This window comes from Spirillospora sp. CA-294931, assembly GCF_050946795.1.
GTDB lineage: Bacteria > Actinomycetota > Actinomycetes > Streptosporangiales > Streptosporangiaceae > Spirillospora.
This window is the reverse complement of the sequence record NZ_CP192006.1, coordinates 2753769-2765446: the sequence shown is the minus strand read 5'-3', so window position 1 is coordinate 2765446 and position 11678 is coordinate 2753769. Positions and strand designations below refer to the sequence as shown.

Below are 11678 nucleotides of genomic sequence, written 5' to 3'. Positions count from 1 at the left end.
CTCTACTCCACCGGTTCCCTGGAATGGCTATGGAATGCACAGGCCCTTGACATGAAAGAACCCCTCGCTCAGGAGGGGTCACCGCGCCGACGGAAGTGGTGTCAGCGCGGTGGGCTGAGAAGCAGCCTGGCTCGCATATCTCAAGACTAGCGCAGCGGCAAGGCCGAAGGCAGCCGGTTGTTCTTTGGGTCTTGACTCCGGGGTGGCGGCAACTAAACTCCCCTCTGATAGGAAGGTTTCCTATTAGAGGCTGCAGCCCCCACCCGACCTCCGCCCCCACCATCCTGGAGGATCGCGCATGCCCGTCCGAACCAGAAAGAGCACGCTGGCCATCGCGGCCGCCGTCACCGTCGGGATGCCCCTGGCGATCACGGCTCCCGCCTTCTCCCACGGCTACACCACCAACCCGCCCAGCCGCAGTTCCCTGTGCGCAAACGGCACGGTCAAGAACTGCGGACCGATCCAATGGGAGCCGCAGAGCGTCGAGGGACCCAAGGGATTCCCGCAGTCGGGCCCCGGGGACGGACGCATCTGCGCCGCCGGCGACAGCCGCTGGGCCCCGCTGGACGACCCGCGCGGCGGCGCCTGGCCCGCCAAATCCGTCAGCGCGGGCGCCTTCACCTTCACCTGGCGGCTCACGGCCGTGCACGCCACGACGTCGTTCCGCTACTTCATCACCCGCGACGGCTGGAACCCGTCCCAGCCCCTGACCCGCGCCGCCCTGGAGAGCCAGCCGTTCCTCCAGAAGACCTATGGCGGCCAGCGGCCTCCCAGCACCGTCTCCCACCCGGGAACGCTCCCCTCCAAGTCCGGCCGCCACCTGATCCTGGCCGTCTGGGACATCGCCGACACCGCGAACGCGTTCTACTCGTGCGCGGACGTCACCTTCGGCGGTGCGACCACCGCGGCGGCCCCGGCCCCGCAGCGCAGGCCGGGCTACTCCGTCCTGTTCGCCTGAGCCGTCCGGGTCCAGCGGCTCGCGATGTGCGAGTGCGGCATGGCGGCCCCACCGGTGAGGTACGCCTCCAGCCTCGCTTCACCGGTGGGGTCTCGCACTCGCGGCGCGGGGCCGAGGGCTGTTGGGGAACAGGTCCCGGCCCCCACCCCGTGCATTCCGCCCAGGCCACCGGGCGGAGTGCACGGGGTCTCCCGCGTTCACGCCCCGATCGGGCCCCGGTCCCGCCACCCACTATGACCACACGGTCACCCTGGGTCTCCCCGTGGTGAAGTCGTTGTCAACCAGAGCTCTAATTAACTGGCCCGTGACCTTTTCAAACCCGAGGACTAGCGGAAACAATGGGTACACCCGTCGGTAACATACCGACCGGTGACCAGCCCCGCGCTAGGAGAGCCATGCTGAACCTTTCCGTTCTGCTCGAGGACGCCGCCCGCAAGACCCCGGACCGGGACGCCGTGGTCTTCGGCGACATGCGGCTCAGCTACGCGACGATCGACATGATCGCGAACCAGGTCGCGGACCTGCTGAGCTCGCGCGGAATCGGGCCGGGCGACAAGGTCGCGCTCTCGTGTCCGAACCTGCCCTACTTCCCGATGGTCTACTTCGGGATCCTCAAGGCCGGGGCCGCCGTCGTCCCCCTCAACGTGCTGCTGAAGCCGCGCGAGATCACCTACCACCTCGAAGACTCCGACTCCAAGGCGCTGTTCGTCTTCGAGGGCTCGCCCGAACTGCCGCTCGGCGAGATGGGGCACGCCGGGTTCCAGAACGCCGACCGCTGCGAGCATCTGTTCCTCATGACCGCCGACCCGGGGGCCACCGAGACGTCCCTGGAGGGCGCCGAGCTGTTCTGGCCCGCGCTCGGGGGCCGTCCGGGAACGTTCGAGACCGTCCAGACGGGCGCGGACGACACCGCCGTCATCCTCTACACCAGCGGGACCACCGGCCAGCCCAAGGGCGCCGAGCTCTCGCACGCCAACATGCTCATGAACGCGGACGTCTCGAACAACATGTTCCAGCGCACCGAGCACGACACCGCGCTGGTCGTGCTGCCGATGTTCCACGCGTTCGGCCAGTCCTGCGTGATGAACGTGGGCATGATGCGCCGCGCCACGCTCGTCCTGCAGGCCAGGTTCGAGCCCGCCGAGGCGCTCAGGCTCATGGCCAAGGAGAAGGTCTCGGTCTTCGCGGGCGTCCCGACGATGTACTGGGCGCTGCTGTCGGACCAGGGCACCGTCAAGCCGGAGGACGTCGCCGCCCACCTGCACACCTGCGTGTCGGGCGGCGCGTCGCTGCCGCTGGAGGTCCTCAAGGGCTTCGAGGCCAAGTTCGGCGTCAAGATCCTCGAAGGCTACGGCCTCTCGGAGACCTCACCGGTCGCCGCCTTCAACCAGCTCGACGTCGGCACCAAGCCCGGCTCGATCGGCACCCCGATCTGGGGCGTGGACGTCAAGCTGATCGACGACGAGTGGAAGACGATCGAGGGCGAGGGCCCCGGCGAGATCGCCGTCCGCGGCCACAACATCATGCGCGGCTACTACGGCCGCCCGGACGCCACCGCCGAGTCGATCAAGAACGGCTGGTTCCGCACGGGCGACATCGCCCGCCGCGACGAGGACGGCTTCTACTTCATCATCGACCGCTCCAAGGACATGATCATCCGCGGCGGCTTCAACGTCTACCCGCGCGAGATCGAAGAAGTCCTCATGACCCACCCCCAGGTCTCCCTCGCCGCCGTCGTCGGCGTCGCCCACGAGTCCCACGGCGAAGAGGTCAAGGCCTACGTCATCCGCACCCCGGACGCCACGATCACCGAGGCCGAACTGATCGAGTGGGGCAAGGAGAACTTCGCCTCCTACAAGTACCCCCGCCTGGTCGAGTTCCGCACCGAACTCCCCATGACCGCCACCGGCAAAATCCTCAAGCGCGAACTCCGCTAACCCCCACCCCGACACGGCGGGCCCACCCCCGCCCCAGGGCAACGGCAAACTCGTGGACCGATGATCAAGGCCTCATAGGAGCAGGACGGCCCATCGTCGTGGGCTCGGCATCGTGCCGGTGTCGGCGGTGTCTGCCAGGGGAAACCGTCATGCGGGGACGCTCCGCTCCGTCAGACGCTGGTATTGCTCGTCGCTGAGCTCGATGGCGGCCGCGTGCGCGTTCTCCCGCAGGCGGTGCGGCGTCGCGGTGCCCGGGATGGGGAGCATCACCGGGGAGCGTCGAAGCAGCCATGCCAGCGCGATCTGGGCAGCGGTGTGGTCGGCGAGCCCTTCGATGTGGGTGAAGGTGCCTAGGGTGGAAAGGTCTCCGCTGCCGAGCGGTCCCCAGGGGATGAAGACGATGCCCTGTTGCTCGCAGTGGCCCAGGACGTGGTCCCAGTGCCGGGTCCCGAGGTTGTAGTGGTTCTGCACGGAGACGATGTCGACGATCTCGCGGGCCGCCTGAATGTCGGCGATGTCGACCTCCGACAGGCCGATATGACGGATCTTCCCGGCTTCCTGCAGCTGTTTGACCGCACCCAGGGTGTCGGCCAGCGGCACCCGCGCGTCGATCCGGTGCAGCTGGTAGAGGTCCAGGCAGTCCACGCCGAGCCGGCGCAAGCTGGTCTCGACGCCCTGGCGAATGAACTCCGGCAGGCCCACCGCCTCCCACTGGTCTGGCCCGGGCCGGACGCCGCCGCCCTTGGTGGCGACCACGATGCCGTCATAGGGGTGCAGGGCGTCCCTGATCAGTTCCTCGTTGGTGAACGGCCCGTAGGCCTCGGCCGTGTCGATGAAGTCCATCCCGAGCTCGACCGCACTACGCAGAATCGCGATCGCACCGTCGCGGTCGGAGGGGTCTCCCCAGGTGCCGGGACCGGTCAACCGGATGGCGCCGTAGCCGAGGCGGTGCACACGCAGGTCCCCGAGCTCGATGGTGCCGCTCAGATGCGCGGGGCGCTGGATGGGATGAGTGGTCGTCTGCTGGCGATTCATGCATCATAGGCTGGCCTCTCAAGTCGACTTGAGCGCAACCTGGAGACGCCGGTGAGCAACGAGCTGTACTCGATCACTGAGGTCGCCCGCGCGTTCGGTGTCCGCGTCTCGGCCCTGCGCTACTACGAGGAACGCGGCCTGTTGCACCCGACCTGCCGACGGGCCAGAGTCCGCTTCTACGACCGCGCGGCGCTCCGCTCGCTGGCGCTGCTGCAGCTGTGGCATCTCGACGGGATGATGAGCCTGGACGACACCACGACGCTCATGAGAGCGCCGGACCCCGCCCGCTGGAGAGACACCCTCGCCACACGCGCCGACGAACTCGAACAGCAGATCAAACACCTGCGCGCGGCCAAGGACGCCCTGGACCACTTCCTGAGCTGCACCAGCGAAGACCCCGCAACCTGCCCGGTCGTCGAGGAGATCCTCAGCCACCGCATCGACCGGGCCCTGAACGCCCTGCCAGACTGACCCCCGCCTGGACGGCCCATATCCCCGTCAGCCAGCGAGAATCCTCAGAGCGGGGGCGTCCGCCCCCGGGAGCGTGAGGGCAGCCCATGAGTTCGCGGCTGGGACCCGGGCGCCGTCGAGCTCCTCGATCAGTTCTCACCTGACCTAGTGGAGGGGGTCCGGGGCGGGAGCCTCCAATGAGGCTGTCCGAGCGTTAGCGAGGGCTTTGCGGGTGGGCGGGCGTCGTGGGGCGCGGGCGGAGTTAGAACATGATGCGTAGTGCGGGACGGCGGAACGTTCAGCTCCGGCGAATGGCGGCCCTTTCAGGCCTGAGGTGTTCTCAGCACGGCGAAGACCCACTTGCCGTCTTCGACGGGACACCACTCGTAGTGATCGGCCAGCGCGGCCACGATGAGGAGCCCACGGCCTTGCTCGGCGTCCAGCGCCGGTGACCGGAGGCAAGGCGGTTGCGAGGCTGCGTCCCAAACCTCGACCGTGAGCCGGTCGACGGTCTCCGCACGGATTCGCAGCGTGACGTTGCCATGGCGGCGCGCCTCTATCGCGTTCGTCACCAGGTCGGAAGCCACGAGGACGAAGTCCCCGGTCTGGGCCTTGGCGAGTCCCCAGCTGGTGAGCGCGCGCACGGTGGCCCGGCGGGCGTCGCTCACCGCGGCCGGTGTCGAAGGGAAATCGTGGTCCAGCAGGATCCGCTGAGCTTCCTGCGCTGCTGTCGTCATCGGTGACTCCCGGGTCGCGACCGCTTCGTTCTGCCGTCACGCGGAAGGGACGGGGTGAACTTTGTGTCACCTGAACGTGGCGCACGGTGAGGGTGCCGGTCGAGCAGAATGCAGGAGAATGCAGCAGCTCATTTCTCCGAGTTCTCCGGCTCGGGCCCGCCCGACTCCAGCACAGTGATGACCAAGGACCGTGCTCGCTCGCCGTAGACCGCCATCTTGCGCAGCTCGTCGAACGTTCGGATGTCGACATCCAGTTCACGGGGCTGTGTCACCGTCACCTGCGCGGACGGAATCTCGGTGGTCAGCCGGTCGGAGTCGAAGATCCAGAATCCGTTCACCGGCCACATCGTTGTCCGGAGCGCGACAGAAGGAATGATCCCCAAGGACACGTTGGGCATCGACATCACCGACAGCAGATGACCGAGTTGCCCGGCCATGATCCGCGCGTCGCCGAACGCCGAACGCAGCACTTGTTCTTCCAGCACCACGGCAAAGCGGTGCCCGCCCTCCCGGATCACCTTCTGCCGGCTCATGCGCGCGGCCACGGCCTCGTCGAGGTCATCGGGAATGCGACTGAAGTTGATGATCATCTTCATCAGTGCACGGGCATACTCCGCCGTCTGGAACAAACCTGGAACCAGAGCGGGCTCGTAGATGCGGAACAGTTCGGTCCGTTGATACAGAGGAATCGCAGCCTCTTGCACCCGGCGCATACCGGTGCGTTCCATCCGCCGCCACTCGACATAGGCGGACTCCACCGTTCGTGCGGCCGCGATGAGATCTTCGGCCTGATCGCCGGCATCGCAGACCTCGCACCAGATCTGGATGTCGGCCACCGAGGGCGACGTGACGATGTGCTCCAGCTTGGACACCTTGGTCGGATGCCATCCGGCGGCGGCCGCCAGCGACTTGGCGGAGTGACCGAAGTCCTCACGGATCTCACGAAGTCGATCAGCGAGCGACTGACGGGCCGCCTGGACCGACGAAGACGGTGATGTACGCACAGCTCAAGTGTGGGTGTAGCGATCAGCTTTCTCGAACCAGGTAATCATCGTGGTCGATTCCGCGGCTCCACACGGCTTCGAAGGCCGAGACGCAGAGATCGACCACCGATGGGTCATCGCTGTGCTGACGGGCGCTCGGCCGACCGGAGCCGTCGAACACGTTGAACATCACTCGCTCGTCGTCAAGCAGCCAGAAGTCGTTGCCCGGCAGCGCCCGGGGCCGACCACCGCGTACCCAGTCGCGGTACCGCTCGCTCTCGTAGTCCACGGCGTACGAGTCGCGCAGTTCCAAATGGGCCAGGCTCCGTTTGGCCGTCCCGAACAACGACTCCCCTTACCGACGAACTCCAGGGACGTGATCGCCTCCGAGGCGTCTGGATTGCAGCAGAATGCAGCACTCGACTGAAGCTTCGTCGGCGTGTGCTCACGCGGTCAAGAGACACGAGGCTGGCCAGGGCGCCACAGGTGTTAGCGTCCGGGCCATGGGTCCATCGTCGGGGTGGCGCGCCTCCAGCCACTCAGGAAACTTTGACTGCGTTGAAGTAGCTGAACTCGACGACGACGTTGTCGGCATACGGGACTCCAAAGCCCGCGACGGCGGACAGCTACGGCTCGCCCGCGCGAGCTTTGCCGACCTGCTGGCCCGCGTGAGGGAGCGGAGGTGGATTCCCAGCCGAGAGAAGGATTCCTGATACTTCCTTGGCCGTGAGCTGGGCCCGAGTGGAGGGGGTCCGGGGGGGGCGAGCCCCCCGGCTTGGGGGTTGGGGGCGGGAGCCCCCAAACGGGCTGTCCGAGCGTTAGCGAGGGCCTTGTGGGTGTCCGAGCGGAGCGAGGGCCTTGTAGGGCGTGGGGCGAGGGCCTGGTTAGAACAGGATGTGTTCTTTGGGGAGGCCGTAGGAGGCCAGGCGGGCTTCGGACATGAGTTCGCGGTCTGTGGGTTGCCAGGTGTGGCGGTTCGGGTCGGCGTGGCGGATGGTGATGAAGGAGTAGCGATCGGCGGCGTAGACGCGGACGCCGTCGTCGGCGAGGCGGCGGAAGAGGTCGGTGTCCTCGCCTCGGCCGATGTCGGCGAAGCGGTAGGTGCGCAGGAGGTCGCCCTCGGCCAGGAGGGCGCCGCCGCGGACGACGTTGACGTAGCGGTGTTCGTGGTCGGGGTAGCGCAGGAGGGTCGCGCCGATCGACTCCAGGTAGGCGTAGTGCGCCAGCTTCCCGACGACGCCGGCCTCGGTGTAGGAGAACGCGGGGATCAGGTCGGAGACGTAGTGCGGGCCGTAGAGCTCGTCGTCGTCCATCTTGCCGATGTAGGCGCCGTCGGCGGCGCGGATGCCCAGGTTGAGGCAGCCGCCGAGGGTGAGGTCGCGGTGGGCGGCGATGACGATGACGTCGTCCAGCCCGGCCTCGCGGGCCCGCTTCTCGACCAGCGTGAGGTCGAGGTCGAGGCCGTGCAGGACGAGGACGAGCTGCAGCGGGCGCCAGCGTTGGCGGGCGACCTGCTCGATGGCTTGGGTGATCTGCCCGGCGCGGCAGGTCGGCAGCACCATCGAGACGGTGGGACGGGGACGTTCGCGGCCGAGGCCGGCGGCGTCCAGGACCGTCTCGACGCGGTGGCCGTAGGTGTGACTCTCGTGGATCTCGCGCAGGGCGAGGTGCGCTTGGCGGTCGCGGAGTTCGGGGCCGTTGAGCAGGGCGCGGAGGGCGCGGGTGGCGTCCTTGCCGTCGTGGACGACCGGTCCGAATTCGGGGCCGGGACGACGGCGGTCGGCGGTGTGGATGATCGGGATGCCGGCTGCGGCGGCTTCGTATGCGCGGCGTGTGTCGGGGGTCAGGAAGATCCGGTAGCGCTTGCGGGCGGTGAGGGACTTCTCGTCCGGCAGGGGGTCGACTACGCGCTGCCGGTATGTCCAGGGGAAGCCCGTCCCGTAGAAGTGCCCGCCTAGTCGGGGAGCCGGGGCGATGAGCGGCTCGGCGGCCTCGTCGTACTCGCCCTCGTAGAGGAGTGGGTAGCGGCCCTGGCCGGTGGTGCGGATCGGGTTGTGGACGCGTGGTTGTGCGGCGAAAGGGAGGGGGTGGCTTCCTTCGTGGTCCTCGGTGGTGAAGGTGTGGTCGAAGGGGGTGGGTTCTGTGGGGAGGGGCGTGCCGGTGTGCCAGAGGACGGTGGGGACGCCGTGTTCGCGGCACCAGGCGAGCAGTTCGTCCAAGGGGAGGTCGGTGGGGCCCGACTCGACGAAGAGGAGGTCGGGACGTTCGGATTCGAACGCCTCGCGCCAGTCGGCCGGGGTGAGGCCGGTGAGCTGGCGCCACTCGAAGTGCAGCAGGCGTTCCATGGCGGGGCTCACCACCACGGCCGCGGTGACGTCCGGCCGGACGATCGGGCCGTCGGGCCAGTGGAGGGCGGCGACGTCCAGGAGTTCGGTGTCGGCGACACGGATCTCGGGACGGCGCGGTGCGCGGGGCTCAGCGGGTTCGGGCGGCACGAGTGCGGCGCGCAGGGCCGCGCGGAGTTTGCGGTAGGACGCGGGGGCGAGCGGGCGGTGGCGCAGGGCGGCGACCGCTCCGCCGAGGCGCGTCCAGCGGCGGTGCCTCTGGACCTCGGCCTCCCAGCGGGCCACGGCGGCGCGGTGGGCCTGCTCGGCGCGTTCGCGGTCGAGGTCGCCGATCCGGTCGGTGGCCTCGTAGAGCAGGCGGGTCAGGCGCTCGATCTGGCGGTCGCGCTCGGCGCGCTCCGTTTCCGCCGCGGCCAGGCGGAGCCGCACGGTGGCGTTGTCGGCCGCCAGCCGGTCGCCCCTGGCACGCTGGGCGGACGCATCGTCGATCACATGGCGAGGTTAGGCGATCACATGGAGTGATCATCGATGGTCTCGCCTGTTCGCCGTTTCTTGTTCACCTCGCATTCGTCAGACGGTGTACGGGAGGCGCTTGATCCCGTTGAGGAAGCTGGACTCCAGGCGATCGGGGGCGCCGGACGCCTGGATGGACGGCAGGCCGCTCAGCAATTGGCGGAACATGACGGTGATCTCGCGCCGGGCGAGGTGCGCGCCGAGGCAGAAGTGCGGGCCCGGTCCCCCGAACCCCAGGTGCGGGTTCGGGGAGCGCGTGATGTCGAAGCGGCCCGAGTCCTTGAAGACCAGCTCGTCGCGGTTGGCCGACCAGTAGTACAGCAGCAGCTTGTCGCCCTCCTTGATCTCGTGGTCGTTGAGGACGGTGTCGCGGGTGGCGGTGCGGCGCATCCAGATCACCGGGGAGACATAGCGGACGATCTCCTCGACGGCGGCGGGCGCGTGGGCCTCGAAGTCCTCGGCGAGCAGGGCGCGCTGTTCGGGGTGGCGGGTGAGCAGGTCGAGGCCGTGGGCGATGGCGTTGCGGGTGGTCTCGTTGCCCGCGACCACCAGCAGGATGAAGAACGAGCCGAGCTCCTGGTCGGTCAGGGACTCGCCGTCCACGTTGGCGTTGACCAGCGCCGAAGTGAGGTCGTCGGACGGCTCGGCGCGGCGGCGGCGGCCGAGGTCCTCGACCAGTTCCTTGAGGGTCTGCCCGGCGGTGAGCAGGGCCAGCGCGATCTGCTCGCCGTCGTTGGCGGGCAGGAACTCGGGGTCGTTGCCGCCGAGGATCACGTTGGTGGCGTCGAAGACCGTCCGGTACGACTCCTCGCCGATGCCCATCATGTCGCAGATGATCTTCAGCGGGAGCCGGGCGGCCACGTCCAGGACGAAGTCGCCGCCGCCCGCCGCGGCGACGTCCTCGACGATCTCGGACGCCACCTGGTCGACCTTGTCCTCCAGGCGGCGGATCATTCGCGGGGTGAACGCCTGGGACACGATCCGGCGGATCTTGGCGTGCCTGGGGTCGTCCATGCTGATCATCGAGCCGAAGTACTCGTGCATGTCGCCGGGGAGGTCGACGATGCTGATCGCGCCCCGTCCGGAGCAGAAGTCCTGGGGTCGCCGCGAGACCTCCACGATGTCGGCGTGCCGGGTGACGGCGTAGAAGCCCGGCCCCTGCGGGACGATCGCGATGTCGGGCTCGTCGAAGTGGACCAGCTCCGGCTCCCAGCGCAGGGCCTTGAACGCCTCGTGCCGGTGGTCGAGCGGGCGCCGCCAGAACTCCCAGTCGGAAAGATCCACGTCAGCGGCGTTCAGCATTCCTTCACCTCGACCCTAGAACGTCAGCACGGTCCGGCCAGGCTCTCAGTGCCCGGCCGAGGTCACAAGATCGCTACGCCCGGAGCCAGGCCCTAATGCGCGCGGCGACCACGTCCGGCCGTTCCAGGTGCAGGAAATGGCCCGCGTCCGCGATCGATTCGGCGGCGGAGCCGGGCGGGAGGTGCGCCAGGACGCCCGCGGGGCCGCCGTCCGGCATGACGGCGTCGGCGCCGAGGCAGCCGTCGTCCTGGCCGTGCAGGTACAGGACGGGACGCTCCCCCACCTTGCCCGCGGCGGCCTGTTCGGCCGCGTATCGGGGGGCGTGGCGATCGGGGTCGAACATCGCGCGATAGTAGCCGATGGCCGCGGCGACGTTCTCCGGGGTGGCCAGGCAGTCCATGACACGTTCGACTTCGCCGTCCACGTCCTGGTAGCCGGGCGACCAGTCGCGCCACAGACCCTCGACGAACGCCCGGCCGAACGCCGCCTCGGCCAGCGGCGTCTGGAACAGGAAGATGTAGAACGACCGCTTGAGCTGGTCGTAGGTGAAGAACGCCGAGAGCATCACCGCGACCGGCGGGACGGCCAGCGTCACGACGCGGTGCCACCGTTCGGGCGCGAAGGCCGCCGCGCCGTAGGTCGCCAGTGCGCCCCAGTCATGGCCGATGATCACCGCGTCGTCGCGTCCGCCCAGGGCCTCGTGCAGCGCCACGGCGTCGGCCGCGAGCGCGCCGCCCTGGTAGGCGCCGTCCTCGGGGACGCCCGTCGGGGCGTATCCGCGCATGAACGGGGCGACGGCCCGGTATCCGTCGGCGGCCAGCTCGGGCATCAGATGGCGCCAGGTGTGGGCCGAGTCGGGGAAGCCGTGCAGGCAGAGCGCCAGCGGCCCGTCCGGTGGCCCTTCGGCCAGATATCCGAACTCCACCCCGTTGGCCTTGACCGCCCCAGTCTCCATGCCTTCGGACGCTAGCACCCCGTACCGCGCCTCCACCGGCCCGTCCCGTATGGGGATCTATACTCGTGACCACGCTCATGACCACACACACCGAGCCCTCACCGGAAACCTCAGCGCAGCTCCTCGACGCGTTCAAGGCGCTGGCCAACCCCGTCCGCCTCCAGGTGCTCCAGTGGCTGCGCGACCCCGAGCGTCACTTCCCGATCGAGCGGGCCATCGCCGACCCGCACGAGGTCGGCGTGTGCGTGAGCCACATCCAGGCCAAGACCGGGCTCGCCCAGTCGACCGTCTCGGCCTACATGGCGTCGTTGCAGCGCGCCGGGCTGGTCACGTCCACCCGGGTGGGCAAGTGGACGCACTACCGCCGCGACGAGGAACGCATCGCCCGTCTCGTCGAGGTCCTCGGCCGCTCGCTCTGACAGACCCTCGTCGGGTACGTTGGCCGATGTCTCATATCGTAAAA

At 68.7% G+C, this 11678-nt stretch carries 12 protein-coding genes; 5 read left to right on the top strand and 7 right to left on the bottom strand.

The features are described 5' to 3' along the window. Positions 1-298 precede the first annotated feature (298 nt). Together ACQPY4_RS12315 and ACQPY4_RS12310 are read left to right on the top strand one after the other, a co-directional pair. Complete coding sequence (locus tag ACQPY4_RS12315) at positions 299-958, top strand: lytic polysaccharide monooxygenase auxiliary activity family 9 protein (RefSeq protein WP_433335613.1); 660 nt, start codon at positions 299-301, stop codon at positions 956-958. A gap of 395 nt (positions 959-1353) precedes the next feature. Next, positions 1354-2895 (top strand): long-chain-fatty-acid--CoA ligase, encoded by a 1542-nt coding sequence (locus ACQPY4_RS12310; RefSeq protein ID WP_433335611.1) that lies wholly within the window; start codon positions 1354-1356, stop codon positions 2893-2895. A 147-nt stretch (positions 2896-3042) separates the two neighbouring features. Here the strand turns inward: ACQPY4_RS12310 and ACQPY4_RS12305 are convergent, their stop codons facing one another. Next, positions 3043-3930, bottom strand: coding sequence for an aldo/keto reductase (locus ACQPY4_RS12305; protein WP_433335609.1), 888 nt, complete (start codon positions 3928-3930; stop codon positions 3043-3045). 51 nt (positions 3931-3981) lie between these two features. Between ACQPY4_RS12305 and ACQPY4_RS12300 the strand changes: the two genes are divergently transcribed. Further along, positions 3982-4401 carry a MerR family transcriptional regulator gene (locus ACQPY4_RS12300; protein WP_433335607.1) on the top strand — a complete coding sequence of 140 codons (420 nt, stop codon included), beginning with the start codon at positions 3982-3984 and terminating at the stop codon, positions 4399-4401. Between the two features lie 302 nt (positions 4402-4703). On the opposite strand, the gene ACQPY4_RS12295 is transcribed toward ACQPY4_RS12300, so the two are convergent. The 3 genes from ACQPY4_RS12295 to ACQPY4_RS12285 all read right to left on the bottom strand — a co-directional run bounded on the left by ACQPY4_RS12295 (position 4704) and on the right by ACQPY4_RS12285 (position 6413). Then, positions 4704-5117: an ATP-binding protein gene (locus ACQPY4_RS12295; RefSeq protein ID WP_433335605.1), complete on the bottom strand. Its 414-nt coding sequence runs from the start codon at positions 5115-5117 to the stop codon at positions 4704-4706. Between the two features lie 128 nt (positions 5118-5245). Then, positions 5246-6121, bottom strand: coding sequence for a helix-turn-helix domain-containing protein (locus tag ACQPY4_RS12290; protein ID WP_433335603.1), 876 nt, complete (start codon positions 6119-6121; stop codon positions 5246-5248). 22 nt (positions 6122-6143) lie between these two features. After that, on the bottom strand, positions 6144-6413 hold the full coding sequence (locus tag ACQPY4_RS12285) for a DUF6879 family protein (protein ID WP_433335601.1): 270 nt from the start codon (positions 6411-6413) through the stop codon (positions 6144-6146). A 97-nt stretch (positions 6414-6510) separates the two neighbouring features. On the opposite strand from ACQPY4_RS12285, the gene ACQPY4_RS12280 reads away from it, so the two are divergent. Then, positions 6511-6813 carry a DUF397 domain-containing protein gene (locus ACQPY4_RS12280; protein WP_433335599.1) on the top strand — a complete coding sequence of 101 codons (303 nt, stop codon included), beginning with the start codon at positions 6511-6513 and terminating at the stop codon, positions 6811-6813. Positions 6814-6984: 171 nt separating this feature from the next. On the opposite strand, the gene ACQPY4_RS12275 is transcribed toward ACQPY4_RS12280, so the two are convergent. The 3 genes from ACQPY4_RS12275 to ACQPY4_RS12265 all read right to left on the bottom strand — a co-directional run bounded on the left by ACQPY4_RS12275 (position 6985) and on the right by ACQPY4_RS12265 (position 11215). Next, complete coding sequence (locus ACQPY4_RS12275) at positions 6985-8937, bottom strand: glycosyltransferase family protein (protein ID WP_433335597.1); 1953 nt, start codon at positions 8935-8937, stop codon at positions 6985-6987. Between the two features lie 78 nt (positions 8938-9015). Next, positions 9016-10260, bottom strand: a complete 1245-nt coding sequence (locus tag ACQPY4_RS12270; RefSeq protein WP_433335595.1) for a cytochrome P450 — start codon at positions 10258-10260, stop codon at positions 9016-9018. A 73-nt stretch (positions 10261-10333) separates the two neighbouring features. Next, positions 10334-11215: an alpha/beta fold hydrolase gene (locus ACQPY4_RS12265; protein ID WP_433335593.1), complete on the bottom strand. Its 882-nt coding sequence runs from the start codon at positions 11213-11215 to the stop codon at positions 10334-10336. A 77-nt stretch (positions 11216-11292) separates the two neighbouring features. Here ACQPY4_RS12265 and ACQPY4_RS12260 point away from each other — a divergent pair, with 77 nt between their 5' ends. Then, positions 11293-11634: an ArsR/SmtB family transcription factor gene (locus ACQPY4_RS12260; RefSeq protein WP_433335591.1), complete on the top strand. Its 342-nt coding sequence runs from the start codon at positions 11293-11295 to the stop codon at positions 11632-11634. Positions 11635-11678: the final 44 nt, after the last annotated feature.